19 protein-coding genes are annotated in these 18748 nt (G+C 68.3%); 7 read left to right on the plus strand and 12 right to left on the minus strand.

Annotation, left to right across the window (positions count from 1 at the left end; genetic code table 11):
• The first annotated feature begins 142 nt into the window (after window positions 1–142).
• Window positions 143–451, plus strand: a complete 309-nt coding sequence (locus ACS5NL_RS22400) for a hypothetical protein (protein WP_439356223.1) — start codon at window positions 143–145, stop codon at window positions 449–451.
• 173 nt (window positions 452–624) lie between these two features.
• On the opposite strand, the gene ACS5NL_RS22405 is transcribed toward ACS5NL_RS22400, so the two are convergent.
• Window positions 625–1488 carry a hypothetical protein gene (locus ACS5NL_RS22405; protein WP_439356224.1) on the minus strand — a complete coding sequence of 288 codons (864 nt, stop codon included), beginning with the start codon at window positions 1486–1488 and terminating at the stop codon, window positions 625–627.
• A 29-nt stretch (window positions 1489–1517) separates the two neighbouring features.
• Window positions 1518–2405, minus strand: coding sequence for a LysR family transcriptional regulator (locus ACS5NL_RS22410; RefSeq protein ID WP_439356225.1), 888 nt, complete (start codon window positions 2403–2405; stop codon window positions 1518–1520).
• 105 nt (window positions 2406–2510) lie between these two features.
• Between ACS5NL_RS22410 and ACS5NL_RS22415 the strand changes: the two genes are divergently transcribed.
• The 3 genes from ACS5NL_RS22415 (at window position 2511) to ACS5NL_RS22425 (ending at window position 5093) form a co-directional block, all read left to right on the plus strand.
• The gene (locus ACS5NL_RS22415) at window positions 2511–3590 is read left to right on the plus strand and encodes an alkene reductase (RefSeq protein ID WP_439356226.1); all 1080 of its coding nucleotides are present in this window, start codon (window positions 2511–2513) and stop codon (window positions 3588–3590) included.
• Window positions 3591–3600: 10 nt separating this feature from the next.
• Entirely contained in the window at window positions 3601–4419 is an 819-nt protein-coding gene (locus ACS5NL_RS22420; RefSeq protein ID WP_439356227.1) for a pirin family protein, read from the plus strand.
• A gap of 89 nt (window positions 4420–4508) precedes the next feature.
• Complete coding sequence (locus ACS5NL_RS22425; protein ID WP_439356228.1) at window positions 4509–5093, plus strand: isochorismatase family protein; 585 nt, start codon at window positions 4509–4511, stop codon at window positions 5091–5093.
• A 5-nt stretch (window positions 5094–5098) separates the two neighbouring features.
• Here the strand turns inward: ACS5NL_RS22425 and ACS5NL_RS22430 are convergent, their stop codons facing one another.
• Window positions 5099–5746 (minus strand): HAD family hydrolase, encoded by a 648-nt coding sequence (locus tag ACS5NL_RS22430; protein ID WP_439356229.1) that lies wholly within the window; start codon window positions 5744–5746, stop codon window positions 5099–5101.
• A gap of 41 nt (window positions 5747–5787) precedes the next feature.
• Window positions 5788–6168: a hypothetical protein gene (locus ACS5NL_RS22435; RefSeq protein ID WP_439356230.1), complete on the minus strand. Its 381-nt coding sequence runs from the start codon at window positions 6166–6168 to the stop codon at window positions 5788–5790.
• A 138-nt stretch (window positions 6169–6306) separates the two neighbouring features.
• Between ACS5NL_RS22435 and ACS5NL_RS22440 the strand changes: the two genes are divergently transcribed.
• Window positions 6307–6960, plus strand: coding sequence for a LuxR C-terminal-related transcriptional regulator (locus ACS5NL_RS22440; RefSeq protein ID WP_439356231.1), 654 nt, complete (start codon window positions 6307–6309; stop codon window positions 6958–6960).
• Complete coding sequence (locus ACS5NL_RS22445; protein WP_439356232.1) at window positions 6957–9515, plus strand: ATP-binding protein; 2559 nt, start codon at window positions 6957–6959, stop codon at window positions 9513–9515. The genes ACS5NL_RS22440 and ACS5NL_RS22445 overlap by 4 nt, the downstream gene beginning before the upstream one ends.
• Here ACS5NL_RS22445 and ACS5NL_RS22450 read toward each other — a convergent pair.
• The 3 genes from ACS5NL_RS22450 to ACS5NL_RS22460 all read right to left on the minus strand — a co-directional run bounded on the left by ACS5NL_RS22450 (window position 9467) and on the right by ACS5NL_RS22460 (window position 12046).
• On the minus strand, window positions 9467–11059 hold the full coding sequence (locus ACS5NL_RS22450; protein ID WP_439356233.1) for a hypothetical protein: 1593 nt from the start codon (window positions 11057–11059) through the stop codon (window positions 9467–9469). The two genes, ACS5NL_RS22445 and ACS5NL_RS22450, sit on opposite strands and share 49 nt — an antisense overlap.
• Window positions 11060–11148: 89 nt before the next feature.
• Window positions 11149–11553 carry a YchJ family protein gene (locus ACS5NL_RS22455; protein ID WP_439356234.1) on the minus strand — a complete coding sequence of 135 codons (405 nt, stop codon included), beginning with the start codon at window positions 11551–11553 and terminating at the stop codon, window positions 11149–11151.
• A gap of 61 nt (window positions 11554–11614) precedes the next feature.
• The gene (locus ACS5NL_RS22460; protein WP_439356235.1) at window positions 11615–12046 is read right to left on the minus strand and encodes a rhodanese-like domain-containing protein; all 432 of its coding nucleotides are present in this window, start codon (window positions 12044–12046) and stop codon (window positions 11615–11617) included.
• Between the two features lie 98 nt (window positions 12047–12144).
• Between ACS5NL_RS22460 and ACS5NL_RS22465 the strand changes: the two genes are divergently transcribed.
• Window positions 12145–12852: a glutathione S-transferase N-terminal domain-containing protein gene (locus ACS5NL_RS22465; protein WP_439356236.1), complete on the plus strand. Its 708-nt coding sequence runs from the start codon at window positions 12145–12147 to the stop codon at window positions 12850–12852.
• A gap of 114 nt (window positions 12853–12966) precedes the next feature.
• Here ACS5NL_RS22465 and ACS5NL_RS22470 read toward each other — a convergent pair whose 3' ends face one another.
• From ACS5NL_RS22470 to can, 5 genes are all read right to left on the minus strand, one after another.
• Entirely contained in the window at window positions 12967–14094 is a 1128-nt protein-coding gene (locus tag ACS5NL_RS22470) for an acyl-CoA dehydrogenase family protein (RefSeq protein WP_439356237.1), read from the minus strand.
• A 31-nt stretch (window positions 14095–14125) separates the two neighbouring features.
• Entirely contained in the window at window positions 14126–14794 is a 669-nt protein-coding gene (locus ACS5NL_RS22475) for an SDR family oxidoreductase (protein ID WP_439356238.1), read from the minus strand.
• A 101-nt stretch (window positions 14795–14895) separates the two neighbouring features.
• Entirely contained in the window at window positions 14896–16083 is a 1188-nt protein-coding gene (locus ACS5NL_RS22480; protein ID WP_439356239.1) for an acetyl-CoA C-acyltransferase, read from the minus strand.
• A 19-nt stretch (window positions 16084–16102) separates the two neighbouring features.
• Window positions 16103–17938 carry a bifunctional isocitrate dehydrogenase kinase/phosphatase gene (gene aceK / locus ACS5NL_RS22485; protein ID WP_439356240.1) on the minus strand — a complete coding sequence of 612 codons (1836 nt, stop codon included), beginning with the start codon at window positions 17936–17938 and terminating at the stop codon, window positions 16103–16105.
• Between the two features lie 15 nt (window positions 17939–17953).
• A complete protein-coding gene (gene can / locus ACS5NL_RS22490) occupies window positions 17954–18613 on the minus strand; it encodes a carbonate dehydratase (protein ID WP_439356241.1) in 660 nt (219 codons plus the stop codon).
• Window positions 18614–18748 lie beyond the last annotated feature (135 nt).

The following is an 18748-nucleotide window of genomic DNA, read 5'->3' on the forward strand; positions in this document are numbered from 1 at the left end:
AAACGGGCGGTGCAAACGCAGAAACTGCGTTGAATTCGCTGATTCCGAGTCGCGCTGTTTCATGTCGTGGCAAGCCGCCCGCTATCGGCTGGCGCTAAACGTGTTTTGAACACCATCCTTAGGCTCCAAGAGTTGATTTCAGATGCTCTTCATTCAATTCGAAGTACGCCCACAACCCGATAGCCAACACTTCTCTTCTGTTGGGGGAGCCGTCGCGAACTGTTTCGTGGAAGCCGAATCCGAAGATGCCGCACGGCAACTTGCCGCCAACAGTCTTCAAGACAACGGATGGGAAGTCTTGTCCGTGGAAGACGGCCCGGTCTTCGTCGAACGAAGTGACCTCGAAGACCCTGATTGGCTGGCGTGGTTTGATCAGGCGGCAGCCGATGGCGAATGCTATGTGTTCCATCAGTGGCCACCGGAAGCCCAAGAAGATGATCAAGTTCACTGAAACCTACCGCAGGCAAGCGCCACACCCAGGCCGGGGGCCTAACCGCTACGTCAAGGGGACTGGCCTGCGGCCAGCCCCTTACGTCGAACGTTGAGCGACTGCTTCATCAGCTGAGCGCGAAGGCTGCTCATGGCCGAAAGCGGTCCAAGCTGCCTTTGCCGTAGCGCGAGCAACTACCGCCCAGCAGGCGCCGGAATCCCCCGCCCTTCCACATTCGGCGCCGTCACCGGCCTTGCATCGACCGGCGCATTGACCGGCTGCACCGCAGGAGCCGCCGCAGGCCGAGCGACCGGCGCAGTCGCAGCCCCCGCCGGCGCCTCATGCAAGCCCAGCTGCGTCACCAGACTGCGCACCGCCGCATCGATCTGCACCTTCAGCGACTCCCTGGCCGCTGCTGCGTTGCTGTCGTTCAGCCGCGGCCCGCGCAGCAGGGCCGGGGCGGGCACGCGCTGGGCGGTGGCGACGGTGGCTTCGCCGAGCACGGCGCCGAAGGTGCTGGGCACCAGCAGGTCGGCGCGCAGCGAGACGTGCGCGGCCGACTGCGAGTCGAGCGCGAGGAAGCTGCGCTGCGCGATGCCCAGACCGGCGAAGCCTTCCTGCGTGCCCCAGATCGAGTCGCCCGACATCGCGCCCGAAATCAGCAGCACGTGGTCGGTCGGGGTCTTGAGTTCCTTCAGTTCCTTGAGCGCTTCTTCGCGGCGGGTCGCGGTGATCGTGGCGCGCTGCACGCTGGAGAAGCGGCCCGAGGCCTTGAGCTGTTCGACGGTGGCAGCTTCGAGCTGGGCCTTGAAGCCCCAGTCGGGCACGAAGGCTTCGCCCTGCTCGTTGTTGAACACGGTGGTGCCGCGCCAGGTCAGGCGCAGCGTCGTGCCCAGGGTGCTGATGACGGTGATGGACTTGCCCAGCAGGCGCGCGTGCACGCTGGGCTTGTCGACGGTGGCGCAGCCGGCGAGGCCGAGGCCGGCCCCGAGTGTGGCGAGCGGCAGCGCGGCGGTGTGGATCAGGAGGTGGCGGCGGGAGAGGTGGGCGTGGGGCATGCCGCCTTTGTACCGCAGAGCGGCCCTGCTCACGCCTGCCCCAGCCGATCGCGCAGGAACTCGATGAAGCGCTGCGTCTTGGCGGGCAGCAGTCGCGTTTCGGTGATGGCGTACACCGGTGCGCTCGGACCCTGCCAGTCGGGCAGCACGCGGCGCAAGCGGCCGGTGGCCACATCGTCGTCGGCCATGGCGTCGGCCAGTCCGACCACGCCCAGGCCCTGCACGGCCAGTTGCCGCATCATGCCCACGCTGTTGAGCTGGAAGCGCCCGCTCACAGCCACCTCGACCGGCACGGTCTCGCCCACGCGAAAGAGTTTCCAGACCGGGGGCTTGCCGCTGCGAAAGCAGATGCATTCGTGCCCCGCCAGTTCGTCCGGCGACCGCGGTTCACCGGCGCGCTGCAGGTAAGCCGGCGACGCGTAGAGGTGCGTCGGCAGGCGCGCCAGCAGGCGGGCGACTAGGCTGGAATCCTGCGACTCGCCCATGCGGATGGCGACATCGAAGGGCTCGGACACCAGATCGACCCGTCGAGGCGTGAGGTCGAACTCGAAGCGGATGCCTGGGTACAGGCGTGAGAACTCCGCGATCAGCGGCGCCAGGTAAGTGGACGCAAAGTCCACCGGCAGCGAAGCGCGCAGCACGCCGCTCGGTTGCGCCAGCAACTCGCCCAGCTGCTCGTGCGCGAGCCGCGCTTCCTGAACGATGCGCTGGCTGCGCTCGTAGTACAGCTGCCCGGCTTCGGTCAGCTCCAGCTTGCGCGTGGTGCGGTGGAGCAGCCGCAGGCCGATGGCTTTTTCCAGCGCGCTGACGCGCCGAGACAGGGTGGAGTTGGGCATGCCCAGCGCTTCGGCCGCGCGGCGAAAGCTCATGGTCCGCGCCACTTCCACGAACAGCGCCATGTCGTTGAGCAGGTTCATCTTGATTGCTGCATTGGTGGATCAATGAAATCCATTGTGCCGTCTTTATCCCATCAATGGATTCAAAGAAGATCACTCCATCGCTTCAACCCAGAGGACAACACCATGAACACCCGCCCCTTGTTTGCACCCGTCACCGTCGGCCGCGCCACCCTCTCCAACCGCCTGGTCATGGCGCCCATGACCCGTTCGCGCGCCCAGGCCGACGGCACGCCGGGCGAACTGGCCGCCACCTACTACGCCCAGCGCGCCAGCGTCGGCCTGATCGTGACCGAAGGCACCCAGCCCTCGGACGACGGCCAGGGCTACCTCAGCACCCCGGGCATCTACACCGACGCGCACGTGGCCGGCTGGAAGCAGACCACCGACGCTGTGCACGCCCGCGGCGGCCATGTCTTCATCCAGCTCATGCACGCGGGCCGCATGTCCCACCCGGACAACACGCCGCACCACCGCCCCGGCGTCGCGCCCTCGGCCATCGCACCCGGCACACCCATGTTCACGCCCACCGGCATGCAGGACATTCCGGTGCCGCGCGCCCTGACCACCGACGAGGTGCACCAGACCGTGCAGGACTTCCGCCACGCGGCCCGCCGCGCCATCGAAGCCGGCGCCGACGGAGTCGAAATCCACGGCGCCAACGCCTACCTGATCCAGCAGTTCTTCGCGCCCAGCGCCAACACCCGGACCGACGCCTACGGAGGCACCATCCAGAACCGCGTGCGCTTCGCGATCGAAGTCGCCACCGCCGTGGCCCAGGAGATCGGCGCGGACCGCACGGCCATCCGCCTCTCACCCGGCACGGCCATGTGGGGCATTGACGAAGGCGACGAAGGCCCGGCGCTGTACCGCCACCTCGTGACCGAACTGAACCAGCTCGGCCTGGCCTACCTGCACCTCATGCACCTGGGCAACGACGCGCCGCTGGCAGACATCCGCCAGTTGTGGAAGGGCACGCTGATCCTGAACCGGCCCAGCCGCCCACGCGAGCAGATCGGCGCCGATGTGGCGTCCGGCCTGGCCGAGCTGGAGTCCTACGGCCAGATGGTGCTGGCCAACCCGGACTTCGTCGAACGCCTCAAAGCCAACGAGCCCATGAACGAAGCCGACCGCAACGCCTTCTTCGGCGGTACCGCGCAGGGTTACACCGACTACGCCGCGCTCGGCGCGACCGCAACGGTCTGAGGAGATCACCATGACCGCTCTTGCACCTTTGCAACCCATGCGCCACGGCAGCCAGTTCCGCGCCTTCGGGCTGCACGCGGGCGAACTGACCAACCCGTTCCTCGGCATTGACCACGCCTGGATGAGCGGGCCGACGTTTCCGCCCCATCCCCACGCCGGCTTCTCGGCCGTGTCCTACCTGTTCCTGGACTCGGAGACCTGGATCAACAACCGCGACTCGCTCGGCGGACGCCAGCAAATCCTGCCCGGTGGCCTGCACTGGACGGCCGCGGGCCGCGGCGTGGTGCACGAGGAGAACCCGGCCGAGCCCGGCAAGACCGTGCACATGCTGCAGATCTTCGTGAACCTGCCGCGAGAGAAGCAGGGCGACGCGCCCTTCGCGCTGGCCCTGGCGCCGCAGGACGTGCCGGTGGTGACGCTCCCGGGCGCCAAGGTGCGCGTGCCGCTGGGTGCTTTTGGCGGCCAGCGCTCGCCGCTGAGGCCGCCGACCGAAGTGCTCTTGCTCGACATGACGCTGGAGGCCGGCGCCGAGCTGAGCGTGCCGGTGCCAGCCGGACAGACCGCCTTCGTGCTGCCGATCTTTGGGCGCCTGACGGTGAACGACGGACAGGCCGAGGCCGGCGGCGCGCCGGTGCCGGTGATGACGGCAGGACCTGATGCCCAAGTCATCCGGCTGCAGGCCACGCAGGGCGCGGCGCAGGTCGCGCTGTTCGCCGGCACGCCGCTGGACCAGCCGGTCTATTGGCAAGGGCCGATGGCGCTGGCTTCGCCCGAAGCGCTGGTCCACGCGATGACAGCCTACCGCCGCGGCGACTTCGGTCAGCTCTGATTTTTCAACCACTTTCAATCGCCATCGGGGCCGGCGCACAGGCCCTCTTTCGGCGGCCAGCACGCCGCCACTATTTTTGGAGTTCTCTCATGTCTTTCAACCGATTCACCGCCCACGACACCGCCATCCTGCTGATCGACCACCAGGTCGGCACCATGGGCTGGGTCAAGTCCATCTCGTTCGACGCGATGAAGCGCAACGCCGTGATGCTGGCCGAAACCGCCCGCATCCTGAACATCCCCACCGTGCTGACCTCCAGCATGGAGGAATACACACAGGGTCCGCTGCTGACCGAGCTGCAGACGTCCCTGCCCGCAGCGTTTGAGAAACGCGTCAAGCGCATGGGCATCGTCAACGCCATGGACGACGCCAACTTCGCTGCCGCCGTCAAGGCCACAGGTCGCAAGAAGCTGATCGTCGCCGGCGTGACCAACGACGTGTGCACGGTCTATCCGGTGCTGACCTTGATCGACCAGGGTTACGAGGTGCAGGTGGTGGCCGATGCAGGCGGCTCACCCACCCTGCTGGCCGACGAGATTTCGCTGCGCCGCATGGAACGCCACGGCGCCACGATCACCACCACCAACCAGCTGATCGCCGAACTGGCTGGCACCTGGGCCACGCCCGAAGGTGGCGAGCTGGTGCAGCTGATCATCGGCGCGCTGCAGGCCTGAGCCCGTCAGAGCGCCGCGGCCAGCTCGCCCATGTGGTGCATCACGCGCGCCACCGGCAGGCCTTGGAACGCGCGGCCGTCGCCATGCTGGCAGTAGCCCCAGACGGTCGCCCCGGCCGCCAGGCCGGCCTGCACGCCGGTCGCCGTGTCTTCGACCACCAGGCAGCGCGCGGGGTCGACACCCAGGTGCGCGGCGGCGGCGAGGTAGACGTCGGGGTGCGGCTTGGAGCGCGGCAGGTCGTGGCCGCTGAAGATGCGGTCTTCGAAGTACGGCGCCATGCCGGCCATGCCGATCTGCATCACGACCTTGGGCCGGTCGGCGCCCGAGGCACAGGCGATGCGGCCGGCGGTGTGGCGGTGCGCGGCGACCACCGCATCCAGCGCCCCGGCCACCGCCTGCAGCTCGGCCATCAGCCGCTGGTTGCGCCGTTCGTAGAAGGCGCGCATCCACTCATCGGTCAGCGGCTGGCCGGTCTCCAGCTCGATGCGCGTGCGCTCGTCGCGCACCGCCTTGCCGATGAAGATGCGTTCGCACTCGGCCTGTGTAAGCGGCCAGCCGGCCTCGTTGAGCATCTGGCGCAAGACGCCATTGGTGATCGGCTCGCTGTCCACCAGCACGCCGTCGCAATCGAACAGAACCGCGTCGAATTTCATGGCCCCGATTGGACCACGGGCGGCGGCGCTCCCGGGCCGGTTCAGCAGCGGCCGGCGGCCTTCAGCAGGGCGTTGCACTGTCCGCCCGGGGCGGCGGGTGCGGCGGCGGCGCCGGGCTTGCCGAACGGCGTGCAGATGGCGTCGGAGTGCGGCGTCTGCCCCAGGCTCATGGCGCGCTGGAAACCGGTGGCCGAATACAGGTAGCACTTGAAGACCGCGCCGTCCCTGGCTTTGACGGTGTAGTTGATGCGGCCGCCGCTTTCTTCGCTGCGGTCGGAGATGGTGAAGGTGCCGACCTCGCGACCGATGGCGAGCGAGGTGCGCTGGTCGATGCCGCCCTGGTCGATGGTGGCGGCGCAGCCGCCGAGCGCGAGCAGGAGGACCGTGGTCAGGGGAAGGTGTCGAAGGGGGCGGGTGTTCATGGCGTCGTCGCGAAGGTCTGCGGAGGGGGCGGATTCTGTGCGCGAACCCGGCGCCGGAGAACCCTACCGAAGGAGGGGGAGACACCCTCCGGAAAACGGGTCGCGGGCGGTACGATGTTTGTCGCCCACCACCCCGCCATGACCAGCCCAGCCCCTTACGCCATCGTGCTCGACGACCACCCGCTGGTCGGCCGCGGCATGGCGCAGTACCTGCAGTCGATCGCGCCGCAGATGCCGGTGTCGGTGGCGACGCAGTGGTCGGAGGTGCTGCAGCTGCGCAGCGAGAAGGGAGACCCGGCGATGCTGGTGGCCGATGTGTGGCTGGCGCACGGCAACTGCCTGCCGTTTCTGGAGCAGTGGGTGCGCGACTGCCCGGCCTCGCCCTGGATCGCGGTCAGCGGCGACGACGACCCGGGCATCGCGCGGCGCGTGCGCGCGGCCGGCGCCCGGGGCTTCGTGCACAAGCAGGCCTCACCCGAACAGTTCGGCGCGGCGCTCAAGGCGGTCATGGGCGGCGGGCAGTGGTTCGGCCCCGAACTCGCGACGCCACCGGCCGCGCCCGCGCCCAAGGCCTGGGCGGTGTCGCCGCAGGAGCTGGGCCTGACGCCGCGGCAGGGCGACATCCTGCGGCTGATCCTGCGCGGCCTGCCCAACAAGCGCATCGCCTCCGAGCTGGGCATCACCGAGAGCACGGTCAAGGAACACGTGACCGGCATCCTGGAGCGGCTGGGCGTGCGCAACCGGGTCGAGGCGATCACCGCGCTGCGCGGCCGGCGCGTGGAGCTGCCGTGATCCGCCCCACCGCTCTGGCGCTGGCCGTCGCGCTGGCGCTGCTGGCGGGCCAGCCCGCGCAGGCGCAAACGCAGGAGCTGCAGGCCCTGGACGCGCTGCAGACGCTGGCGCTGCAGGACAGCGGCCGCGCCTTGCGCTCGCTGCGTGCCCAGGCAGCGGCGTTCGAGGCCTCGCCGTCGGTCGAGGTGCAGCGCACCTACCTGAGTCTGCTGGTCGGCCTCGCGTCGGACACCGGACAGACAGAACAGGCCGATGCGGCGGCCAGGCGCCTGATGGCGCTGGCGCAGGAGCGGCGCGACGACGTGGCCCTGGTGCTCGCCACCGGTTCGGTCGCCCACCGCATGGCGGCCAATGGCGACACCGGCGGCGCGCTGGAAAAGCTCCGCCAGATGGCGCCGGTGGCGCTGCGCAGCGGCAGCGCGGAGGCGCTGTGGGTCTACCACCTGATGCTGGGCGGCCTGCAGAACTCGACCGGCCAGTTCGAACCGGCGCTGGCCAACATCCTCCAGAGCATGGACCACGCCCGCGCCCGGCCGGAGCAGGCGCAGGCCTCGCTGCTGCGCTCGCGGGTGCAGCTGGCGCTGGTCTACATGGCGATGAAGAACGGCGAGAAGGCGCTGCAGGCGATCGCCGACGCCGACGCGCTCGCCCAGACTCTGGGCGCCACCCAGGCCCGCGGCACCCTGCAGCTCAACCGCGGCAATGTGGAATCGGGCATGGGTCACCAGGACCGGGCGCTGGCGGCCTACCGGTCCGCGCTCCAGATCGCGGGCGGCTCGGGCCTGGTGGCGCTGCAGGCCGCGGCGCTGAACAACATCGGCGACATCCACCTGCTGCGCAAGGAATACGCGCTGGCCGGGCCGGTGATGCGCCAGGCCCGCGCGAAGTACCAGGAAGCCGGCGACCTCGGCGGCGCGGCGCTGTCGCAGGCCAACCTCGGCTTCTCGCTCATGGGCCAGGGCCAGGTGGAGGCCGGCGTGGCCGAGGTGCGGGCGGCGCTGGCCTTCCTGCACGGCGCGGGCGCGAAGACGATGGAGGAGACGCTGCTCGACGAGCTGGCGCGCATGTACGCGCAGGCCGGCCGCTACCGCGAGGCGGTCGAGACCACGCGCGAACAGCAGGCGCTGGCGAAGGAACTGTTCCGCATCGAGCGCGAGCAGGCGGTGGCCGGGCTGCAGAGCCAGTTCGACGCGGTGCAGCGCCAGCGGCAGATCGAGCAGCTGGCGCAGGAGAACCGTGTCCAGGACGCCGAGCTGCGGACCCGGCGCATGCAGCAGATCGCGCTGACCGCGGGCGCTGCGTTGCTGCTGCTGGGCGGCGGTGTCGTGTTCGCGCTCTACCGGCGCACCCGCCGGGCCAACCGCGAGTTGCTCGACGCCAAGCGCGTGGCCGAAGCGGCACTGCAGGACAAGAACCTGTTCCTCGCGACCGCCAGCCACGACCTGCGCCAGCCGGTGCACGCGATGTCGCTGATGGTCGAGGCGATCGGCCTGCGCAACCAGAACGCCGCCCTCACGCCGCTGCTGGCGGACCTCAAGAGCAGCATGAACGCGATGAGCCAGCTGTTCAACGCGCTGCTGGACCTGTCGAAGCTGGAGGCCGGGCAGGCACCGTCGCGCGCCGTGCCGGTCGCGCTGCAGCCGGTCATGGGCGAACTGGCCCGCATGTTCCGCGAGCAGGCGACGCTGGCCGGCCTGACGCTGCGGCTGCGGCTGCCCCGGCGCGGCGCGGCCGTGGTGGTCGACCCGGTGCTGCTGCGGCAGGCGCTGGTGAACCTGACGCACAACGCGATCCGCTACACGCCGCGCGGCAAGGTGCTGCTGGGCGTGCGGCGGCGTGGTGGCGACTGGCTGATCGAGGTCTGGGACACCGGCATCGGCATCGCCGCCGACGAGGAGCCGCGGGTGTTCAGCCCCTATTTCCGCAGCGAGCACGCCTGGCGCATGGACAGCGCGGGGCACGGGCTGGGCCTGGCGGTGGTGGCGCGCTGCGCGCGGCTGATGGGCGCCACACATGGCTTCCGGTCGCGGCTGGGCAAGGGCTCGTGCTTCTGGCTGCGGCTGCCGGCGCTGGAACTGCCCGACGGAGGCGCCACGCCGCGCCCGCCGATGGTTTCACCGGACGCGGTCGCGGCGGCGCATCCCGCCGGCCGCTGTCTCGTGATCGACGACGACCCGGCCGTGCTGGCGGCCTGGTCGGCGCTGCTGGAGAGCTGGGGCGTGAAGGCCCGCTGCGTGGCCTCGGGCGCACAGGCGCAGGACGCGCTGGACCAGGGGTTCCTGCCGGACGCGATCCTGTGTGACCAGCGGCTGCGCTCCGGCGAGAGCGGCTTCGACCTGCTGCGCGCCTTGCTGGAGCGCTGCCCCGGCGCCAGCGGCGCGATGGTCAGCGGCGAGTTCGACTCGCCCGAACTGCGCGAGGCCGAGGCCGAGGGCTACCTGGTGCTGCGCAAGCCGGTCGACGCCGGCGATCTGCATGCGGTGCTCTCGGCCTGGCTGCCGGGGATTCAGAGGCCATCGGGCGTCGAGCAGCCGCCCAGCGGCGGGCAGACGTAGTTGCCCTTGTAGTAAATCGAATAGGTGGTCGCCGAGGCGCTGAAGTTCATCGGACCGAACCAGTAGTAGCCCTTGGCGCCTTCGACGTTGAGCGTATCGACCACGGTGGACATGTTGGAGGCGCTGTTGAGCACGGCGGTCTTGTAGCTGAACACCGCGAACTTGCCGCCGTCCTTGGCGTAAAGGTTGTAGCTCGTGCCGCCCACCGAGAGTGGTCCCTTGTACGCATACCCCTCAGCGCCTTGGGTGTTGGCCTGGGTCTCGAAGGCCGCGGCGGTCGTGGTGGACGCCACGATTCGGTAGGTGAACGGGCCGGGCCGCTGGCTGCTCTTCTCGAAAAACAGGCTGGTGATGGGCGGGTAAGTCAGCGGACCGAGATAACGGAAACCGGATGCGCCCTGCTGGTTGAGCAGGTTGAGGTAGGCCGTCTGCGTCGTCGGCGCCTCCACGGAGGCGTAGCTCATATTGCCACTGCCGGGCACGGGTTTGACATGGCGCGCCGTCATCTGTGAGGGCTCGGCGGAGAATGACGCGTCACCCTGGTAGCCATAGCCCAGGTTGCCCTGGACGTTCAGCGCCGAGACCTTGCTGCCTGCATTGGTCACGGTCGTACTCAGGATCTTGATCTGGTAGGTCCGCGGGCTGGCCTGGTCTTTGAAATAGATCGCTCCCGACTGGCTCGCATTGCTGAAGAAGTAGTTGGTGACATAGGCGTAGCCGGCCGCGCCCTGATTGCTGGTCTGCGTGATGGCCGTCGCCTGGGTGGTCGGTGCCGACAAGCCCATGTAGATCTTGCCGGGTGCGTTCTCGGTCGGTCCTAGCAGCACGTAGTAGGCGATGCCTTCGTACTTGTAGTCCGGCAGGTTGGCCTTGATGCTGTCGGCCTCGGCGCTGCTGGCGGTGAAGAAGTGCACACCCTTGCTCAGGATGTAGAAGCGGAACAGCGGCTTGAGCATGTTCTCGCCCGCGACCTTGCTCGCGTGGTAGGCCGGCCCTTCGTAGGTGTACTGCGGCAGGTTGGCGATGATGCTGTTCTTCTCGTCTTCGCTGATGGTGTAGAAGTGCACGCCGGCCGTGCGGTTGTAGAAGCGGTAGACCGGGCTGAGCGCAGTGTTGGCGGCGCTGCTGGCGTAGAACGCCGGGCCTTCGTAGTGCAGCACCGGCAGGGTGGCGATGATGCGGTCGCGCTCTTCCACGCTGGCGGTGTAGAAGTGGGTGCCGGTCGCGGTGTTGAAGAAGCGGAACACGGCGACGCGGGTGTCGGCCGCGGCGACCTTGGGCGTCAGACCGGTGGCTGCCGTGGTCGTGTGAGTGCCCGCAGAAGCGGTGTCCTCGCCGTTGGCGGCCCGCTGCAATTCGGCAGCGTTCAGCCGCGCACCCTCGGCGATCACGGCCTGCTCGGCGGGCGACACGACCGCAGCCCGGACTTCCGTCTCACCGCCCGCGCCGGACGAAGAGCCTCCCCCGCAACCGGCCAGCGCCAGACCCGCACCGACCAACCAGACACCCCGCACCAGCCACTGGCGCACGCGCACGAACGACATGAACACTCCCCATGAAAACGATCCAGGGGTGAAGTGTAGAAGCCGGTGGGGGCGCGGAACACCCGACGAAGGTCGGGTGCCTCCCCCGCTCAGTGCAGGTCGCCGTCGACGTAGAACCAGCGCCCGCCCTCGCGCACGAAGCGGCTGGTCTCGTGCAGGCGCACGCCGCGTCCGGCGATGCGCGAGCGCGCGACGAACTCGACCTCGGCATGGTCGACATCGATCGCGCGATGGGCTTTCACCTCCAGCCCCAGCCACTTCTGCCCGGCCTCCAGCGACAGGTCGGCCGGTCGTGTGCTGGCGTGCCAGCTCGCTTGCAGGTAGCTGGCCCGGTCGAGCACGAAGGCGCTGTAGCGCGAGCGCATCAGGCTCTCGGCGTCGGGCGCCGGGGTGTCGTGATCGAGGTATCGGCCGCAGCAGTCTGCGTAGGCCAGCGCCTTGCCGCGCGCATCGCGCCGGCCGCAGGGGCAGGCGCCGGTCGGAGACACGCTCACTGGACGGCCCTCCGCGCTCCGCGCTGCGGGGCTGAGCGCCTTGGGAGCGGCCCGGCGGCGCTCATCCCCGCGCAGCCTTGCTCGCGGCCTTGTGGGCTTCGAGGGTTTCGACCGGCGCGCCGGCCTTGGCCCAGGCGCCGAAACCGCCGTCGATGTGGGCGACGTTGGTCATGCCCATGTCCTGCAGCGCCTTGGTCGCCAGCGCGCTGCGCCAGCCCGCGCCGCAGAACAGCACGAACTCCTTGCTCTCGTCGCCGAACACCGGCTTGTAGTACGGCGACTCGGGGTCGACCCAGAACTCCAGCATGCCGCGCGGCGCGTGCACGCAGCCGGGCACCGTGCCTTCTCGTTCGAGTTCGCGCGGATCGCGGATGTCGACCACCTGCAGCGTGGGGTCGCTGCCCAGACGCGCGCGGACCTGCTCGACCGAGTAGGTGGTGATCTGGGCGGTGGCCTCGTCAACGAGGGCGCGAAAACCTTTGGTGATGGGCATGGCGGTGTCTCCTCTTGGGGGTCTGCAATGGGGTCATCGTAGCGCGCGACCACGGCCGGCGGTCAAGCTGCTAATGTGCTCGGCGAAAGGAATGTCCCATGACCGATCTGTCCGCATTCGCCATCACCCGCAAGTGGCCCGCTTCGCACCCCGACCGCCTGCAGCTCTACAGCCTGCCCACGCCCAACGGCGTGAAGGTGTCGATCCTGCTGGAGGAGCTCGCCCTGCCCTACGAAGTGCACCGCGTGGCCTTCGACACCAACGACCAGCTCACGCCCGAGTTCCTCTCGCTCAACCCGAACAACAAGATCCCCGCCATCCTCGACCCGAACGGCCCCGGCGGCCAGCCGCTGGCGCTGTGGGAGTCGGGCGCGATCCTGATCTACCTGGCGGAGAAGACCGGCCGCTTCCTGCCGGCCGACCCGGCGCGGCGCTACGAGACGATCCAGTGGCTGATGTTCCAGATGGGCGGCATCGGCCCGATGTTCGGCCAGCTCGGTTTCTTCCACAAGTTCGCCGGAAAGGAGATCGAGGACAAGCGCCCGCTGGGCCGCTATGCCGCCGAGACCAAGCGCCTGCTCGGCGTGCTGAACCAGCACCTGGCGGGGCGCGACTGGATCATGGGCACCGAATACACCATCGCCGACATCGCCACCTTCCCGTGGGTGCGCAACCTCGTGGGCTTCTACGGCGCGGGCGACCTCGTGGGCTTCAGCGACTACCCCGAGGTCGAGCGGGTGCTGCAGGCGTTTCTCGCGCGGCCGGCGGTGGCCAAGGGTCTGACGATCCCGCCCGCGCCCAACTGAAAACGCAACTGATGCAGTGCCTTCGCTCCAGGATGCGGCGGAACCGGCTTTGCCGGGCCGCACGCATCGCCCCCTTGAGGGGGTGACGCCGAAGACGGCGCAGGGGTGAGCCTGTTACAGCGCCCGCTGGATGATGATCTTCTGCACGTCGCTCGTGCCCTCGTAGATCTGGCAGACGCGCACGTCGCGCCAGATGCGCTCGACCGGGAAGTCGTTCACATAGCCGTAACCGCCCAGCGTCTGGATCGCCGCCGAGCAGATCTGTTCGGCGGTCTCGCTGGCGAAGAGCTTGGCCATGGCGGCCTCTTTCAAACAGGGCCGGCCGGCGTCGCGCAGGGCGGCGGCGTGCCAGATCAGCTGGCGCGCCGCTTCGAGCTTCGTGGCGCATTCGGCCAGTCGGAAGCCCACGGCCTGGTGGTTGAAGATGGCGGTGCCGAAACTCTGGCGCTCCTTGGCATAGGCGATCGCCACGTCCAGTGCGCTGCGCGCCATGCCCACGCTCTGCGCCGCGATGCCGATGCGCCCGCCTTCGAGCGCTGACAAGGCAATCTTGTAGCCCTCGCCTTCCTGGCCGATCAGGTTCTCGGCCGGAATGCGGCAGTTGTCGAAGTTGATCTGCGCGGTGTCGCTGCTGTGCTGGCCGACCTTGTCTTCCAGCCGCGCGACCTGCCAGCCCGGGTTGTCGGTGGGCACCATGAAGGCGCTCATGCCCTTCTTGCCCGCGCCCTTGTCGGTCACGGCGATCACCACCGCGGCCTGACCGTTCTTGCCCGAGGTGATGAACTGCTTGACGCCGTTGATCACGTATTCGTCGCCCTCGCGCACCGCCGTGGTCCGCAGACCGGAGGCGTCCGAGCCCACATGCGGCTCGGTCAGGCAGAAGGCGCCCAGGATGTCGCCCCGCGCCGCCGGCACCAGCCACTGCTGCTGCTGCGCCGGCGTGCCGTACTTCATCAGGATGGCGTTGTAGGGGCAGTTGGTCACGCTGATGGCGGTGCTGGTGCCGCCGTCACCGGCCGCGATCTCTTCCAGCACCAGGGCCAGCGTCAGGTAGTCCAGCCCCGCGCCGCCCAGTTCTTCGGGCACACAGATGCCGTAGGCGCCGAGTTCGGCCAGGCCCTGGTGCACGTCCTTCGGAAAGTGGTGGTCCTTGTCCCACTTGGCGGCGTGCGGCCACAGCTGTTCCTGCGCAAAGCTGCGCACGGCGTCACGGATCATTTCCTGGTCTTGGGTCAGCAGCATCTTGTCTCGCTTGTGTTGTTTGTGTGTCGGGTCACCAGGTCGTGGCGCGGCGGCCGTCGTGGTGGATGAGGCGGCCGTTGTCGCCGGGGTTCAGGTGCGCCAGCACATCGCGCAGGCCGCGCACACTGGCCTCGGCGGTCAGCGGCGCAGCGCCGCCGCCCATGTCGGTCTGCACCCAGCCCGGGTCCAGCGTCACCAGGGTCGCCCTGGGGTAGTCGAAGCGCGCGCTGCTCACGGCCATGTTCAGCGCCGCCTTGCTCACGCGGTACATCCAGCTGTTGCTGCCGGGCACCGCGCCGATCTGGCTCATGGCCGACGACAGCGCGCCGAACACGCCGCCGGCCTCCTCGACCATCGGCATCACCTGCGGCAGCACCTGCATCAGGCCCAGCACATTGGTGTGCATCAGCGCGTCGAAGGCCTGCTGCGTCGGTGGTGAGCTGGCCGTGCCGCGGTCGATCACGCCGGCCACGTACAGCGCGACATCGATCTTCTCGCCATCGAGCTGCCAGGACAGGCCGCTGGCGCTCAGCGGGTCGGCCACATCGAGCCGCATCGGCTCGGCGCCCAGGTCCCGCAGGCGCTCCAGCCCCGCGTCGTCGCGCGCGGTGGCGATCACGCGGTCACCGCCCGCGCGGTACTGCCGCACGAATTCGAGGCCGATGCCGCGCGAGGCGCCGATGACGAAGACTGTGCTCATATAGGGAAGGGTAGTTGAACCAGGGCCACCGCGGAACCGGCGTTGCCTGGCCGCCAGTGGCGCCCCCTTGAGGGGGTGACGCCGAAGGCGGCGCGGAGGTGTTACATCAGCTCAATCGCCATTGCCGTGGCTTCGCCGCCGCCGATGCACAGCGTGGCGACACCCTTCTTCTTGCCCTGCGCCTGCAGCGCGTGCAGCAGCGTCACCAGGATGCGCGCGCCCGAGGCGCCGATGGGGTGGCCCAGCGCGCAGGCGCCGCCGTTCACGTTGACCTTGTCGTGCGGGATGGACAACTCGGTCATCAGCGCCATGGGCACGACGGCAAAAGCCTCGTTGATTTCCCACAGGTCCACGTCGCCGACGGCCCAGCCGGTCCTGGCCAGCAGCTTCTGCGTCGCGCCGACCGGGGCGGTGGCGAACCAGTTGGGTTCCTGCGCGTGGGTGGCGTGACCGACGATGGTGGCCAGGGGCTTGAGGCCCTGCGCCTTCGCGGTCGAGGCGCGCATCAGCACCAGCGCGGCCGCACCATCGTTGATGGATGAGGACGAAGCGGCGGTGATGGTGCCGTCTTTCTTGAACGCCGGCTTGAGCGAAGTGACCTTGTCGAGCTTGACCTTGCCCGGGCCTTCGTCCACCGAGACCACGCGCTCGCCGCTGCGGTCCTTGACCGTCACGGGGGCAATCTCTTTCGCGAAGGCACCGCTCTCGGTCGCGGCCTTGGCGCGCGTCACCGAGGCGATCGCGAAGGCGTCCTGCTGTTCGCGGGTGAAGCTGTACTTGGCGGCGCAGTCCTCGCCGAAGGTGCCCATGCTGCGGCCGGCTTCGTAGGCGTCTTCCAGGCCGTCGAGCATCATGTGGTCGTAGATCTTGTCGTGGCCCATGCGGTAGCCGCCGCGGCCCTTGAGCATCAGATACGGCGCGTTGGTCATGCTCTCCATGCCGCCCGAGACCATCACGGTCGCGCTGCCGGCCAGCAGCATGTCGTGCGCCAGCATGGTGGCCTTCATGCCCGAGCCGCACATCTTGGACAGCGTCACCGCGCCGGCCGACAGCGGCAGCCCGCCCTTGAGCGCAGCCTGGCGCGCGGGCGCCTGGCCCTGGCCGGCCATCAGGCAGTTGCCGAACAGCACTTCGTCGACGAGGGCCTTGTCGACGCCGCTGCGCTCGACTGCGGCCTTGATGGCGACGCCGCCCAGGTCGTGGGCGGACAGTGCGGCGAAGTCGCTCTGGAACGAACCCATGGGGGTGCGCGCGGCGCCGACGATGACGACGGGATCGGTATTGCTCATGTGAATCTCCTTTGAAAAATCAGTCCAACAGTTCTTTGTGCGCCTGCGCTCGGAAGCGGCGGGCGCGCTCGTAGGGGAACACGTCGTACACATGCCCGTCGGCGATGCGCTTCTGGTGCGCCTGCCAGAAGGCGGCGTCCAGCAGGTCGGCGTGGTGCTTCATGAAGTCTTCGCGCACCAGCGGGTTGCCCAGCAGGAAGGGGCCGAAGGTTTCGGGAAAGACGTCCTTGGGTCCGACCGAGTACCAGATTTCGCCCGACATTTCCTCTTCCTCGTCGCGCGGCGCGGGCACGCGGCGGAACTGGCAGTCGGTGATGTATTCGATCTCGTCGTAGTCGTAGAACACGACCTTGCCGTGGCGCGTGATGCCGAAGTTCTTCCAGAGCATGTCGCCGGGAAAGATGTTCGCCGCGACCAGGTCCTTGATCGCGTTGCCGTACTCGAGCACGGCCTTGGTGATCTGCTCGCGCGCGCGCTGGAGCGAGGTGTCGTCCACGCCGTCGGCCTGCAGGGTGTCGAAGGCTTCCTGCAGGTAGATGTTGAGCGGGATCATGCGCCGCTCGATGTAGCAGTGCTTGAGGATGACCTCGGTCGTGCCGTCGCCGTCGCGGTCGCTGATCTCCAGCTGGCTGGGTGCGAACTTCTGGATCTCGGCGATCAGCTCGTCGGTGAAGCGGTCGCGCGGAAAACCCACCTCGGAAAACTCCAGCGTGTCGGCCATGCGGCCCACGCGGTCGTGCTGTTTCACCAGCAGGTACTTGCCGCGGATCTGCTCGCGCGTGGTGTCCTTCTGCGGCGGGTAGTAGTCCTTGATGACCTTGAACACGAACGGAAAGCTCGGCAGATCGAACACCAGCATCACCATGCCCTTGATGCCGGGGGCGATGCGGAACTTGTCGGTGCTGTGGCGCATGTGCGCGAGGAAGTCGCGGTAGAACAGGGTCTTGCCCTGCTTGGCCAGGCCCAGCGCGTTGTAGAACTCGGCGCGCGGCTTGCGCGGCATCAGGCTGCGCAGGAACTGCACGTAGGCGCTGGGCACCTCCATGTCGACCATGAAGTAGGCGCGGGCGAAGCTGAACAGCATCAGCAGGTCGTCCTCGCCGAACAGCGCCGCGTCGACCACCAGCCGGCCGTTCTCGTTGTGCAGGATCGGCAGCGCGAACGGCACTTCCTGGAAGCCATTGATGATCCTGCCGACCACGTAGGCGCCCTTGTTCCGGTAGAACAGGCCCGAGAGCGCCTGGATCTGGAAGTTGGCGCGCAGCCGGTGGTGATCGAAGCGCCGGCGCATGGCTTCGAGCACCAGCCCGGCGTCGCGCCCCAGATCGTCAAAGGGCACACGCAGGTCGAAGTCCTCGATCATGCGCCGCACCTCGTGGCGCATGCTGTCGTGCGTCGGGTAATAGCTGCGGTAGGTCGGCAGCGCGCCGCGCTCGTCGTCTTCGATGTACTCGGTAGACACCGCCGGGCGCACGAAGATGAAGTCGTTCTGGAAGTAGGCCCGCTGCAGGATCTTGGTGGTGACCGAGTTGAAGAAGGTCTCGGCCAGCTCGGGCTGGTGGTGGTTCACCAGCAGCCCGATGTAGTGCAGCTTGACCTGTTCCCACACCTCCATCGGCTGCGCGTCGGCCTTGAACTCCTTGACCAGCCGCATCACGCACTCGTTGACGCGCAAGTCGTAGAACTCGATGCGTTCGCGCTGGGCGCGCTGCTGGGCCGGCCAGTCGCGCGTCTCGAAGCGGTGCTTGGCGCGCGCGGACTCGGCGCGGAACAGCCGGTAATGGCGGTTGAACCCGTCCATCATCGCTTTCGCGATGTCGTAGGCCACGGTCGAATCCAGCCGCTGGGGGAACATGGCCTTGCGTGAACCTCAGGTCGGACTCTGGCGTGGGTAGCGCTTGAGTGCGTTGCGGAAGATCGGCATCACTTCCTCGCGGTTGCTGACGCTCACGCCCAGGTCCTTCACCAGACCGTCCTTGAGGCCGTAGCACCAGCCGTGCACCGAGATCTTCTGGCCGCGCGCCCAGGCGTCCTGCAGCACATTGGTCAGCGCCACGTTGCCGACCTGCTCGATCACGTTCATCTCGCACAGCACGTCTTCCTGCACGGCCACCGGCAGGTGGTCCAGGCGCTTGCGGTGGCGCATCTTGACGTCGTGCACATGGCGCAGCCAGTTGTCGGCCAGGCCCACGCGCGCGCCGCGCAGCGTGGCCAGCACGCCGCCACAGCCGTAGTGGCCGACCACCAGGATGTGTTCGATCTTCAGGAACTCGACCGCAAACTGGATCACCGACAGCGCGTTGAGGTCCGAATGCACCACCACGTTGGCCACGTTGCGGTGCACGAACACCTCGCCCGGCTCCAGCCCGGTGATCTGGTTGGCGGGCACGCGGCTGTCGGAGCAGCCGATCCACAGGTATTTGGGATTCTGCTGCTGCGCCAGTTGCTGGAAATAACCGGGGCGCAGGCGCTCGGTCTCGGCGGCCCAGCGGCGGTTGTTCTCGATCAGGGTTTGGATGGATGTGCTCATGCGGCGATGTTACCTAGGGATGGTGTTCAAAACACGTTTAGCGCCAGCCGATAGCGGGCGGCTTGCCACGACATGAAACAGCGCGACTCGGAATCAGCGAATTCAACGCAGTTTCTGCGTTTGCACCGCCCGTTT

Origin of the sequence: Hydrogenophaga sedimenti (genome assembly GCF_051857515.1) — a bacterium.
Lineage (GTDB): Bacteria > Pseudomonadota > Gammaproteobacteria > Burkholderiales > Burkholderiaceae_C > Hydrogenophaga.

Excerpts from the sequence above, each read along its gene's own strand:
- ACS5NL_RS22400 (WP_439356223.1), top strand. The coding sequence starts at position 143 with ATGCTCTTCATTCAATTCGAAGTACGCCCACAACCCGATAGCCAACAC.
- ACS5NL_RS22405 (WP_439356224.1), bottom strand. The coding sequence starts at position 1,488 with ATGCCCCACGCCCACCTCTCCCGCCGCCACCTCCTGATCCACACCGCC.
- ACS5NL_RS22410 (WP_439356225.1), bottom strand. The coding sequence starts at position 2,405 with ATGAACCTGCTCAACGACATGGCGCTGTTCGTGGAAGTGGCGCGGACC.
- ACS5NL_RS22415 (WP_439356226.1), top strand. The coding sequence starts at position 2,511 with ATGAACACCCGCCCCTTGTTTGCACCCGTCACCGTCGGCCGCGCCACC.
- ACS5NL_RS22420 (WP_439356227.1), top strand. The coding sequence starts at position 3,601 with ATGACCGCTCTTGCACCTTTGCAACCCATGCGCCACGGCAGCCAGTTC.
- ACS5NL_RS22425 (WP_439356228.1), top strand. The coding sequence starts at position 4,509 with ATGTCTTTCAACCGATTCACCGCCCACGACACCGCCATCCTGCTGATC.
- ACS5NL_RS22430 (WP_439356229.1), bottom strand. The coding sequence starts at position 5,746 with ATGAAATTCGACGCGGTTCTGTTCGATTGCGACGGCGTGCTGGTGGAC.
- ACS5NL_RS22435 (WP_439356230.1), bottom strand. The coding sequence starts at position 6,168 with ATGAACACCCGCCCCCTTCGACACCTTCCCCTGACCACGGTCCTCCTG.
- ACS5NL_RS22440 (WP_439356231.1), top strand. The coding sequence starts at position 6,307 with ATGACCAGCCCAGCCCCTTACGCCATCGTGCTCGACGACCACCCGCTG.
- ACS5NL_RS22450 (WP_439356233.1), bottom strand. The coding sequence starts at position 11,059 with ATGTCGTTCGTGCGCGTGCGCCAGTGGCTGGTGCGGGGTGTCTGGTTG.
- ACS5NL_RS22460 (WP_439356235.1), bottom strand. The coding sequence starts at position 12,046 with ATGCCCATCACCAAAGGTTTTCGCGCCCTCGTTGACGAGGCCACCGCC.
- ACS5NL_RS22465 (WP_439356236.1), top strand. The coding sequence starts at position 12,145 with ATGACCGATCTGTCCGCATTCGCCATCACCCGCAAGTGGCCCGCTTCG.
- ACS5NL_RS22470 (WP_439356237.1), bottom strand. The coding sequence starts at position 14,094 with ATGCTGCTGACCCAAGACCAGGAAATGATCCGTGACGCCGTGCGCAGC.
- ACS5NL_RS22475 (WP_439356238.1), bottom strand. The coding sequence starts at position 14,794 with ATGAGCACAGTCTTCGTCATCGGCGCCTCGCGCGGCATCGGCCTCGAA.
- ACS5NL_RS22480 (WP_439356239.1), bottom strand. The coding sequence starts at position 16,083 with ATGAGCAATACCGATCCCGTCGTCATCGTCGGCGCCGCGCGCACCCCC.
- aceK (WP_439356240.1), bottom strand. The coding sequence starts at position 17,938 with ATGTTCCCCCAGCGGCTGGATTCGACCGTGGCCTACGACATCGCGAAA.
- can (WP_439356241.1), bottom strand. The coding sequence starts at position 18,613 with ATGAGCACATCCATCCAAACCCTGATCGAGAACAACCGCCGCTGGGCC.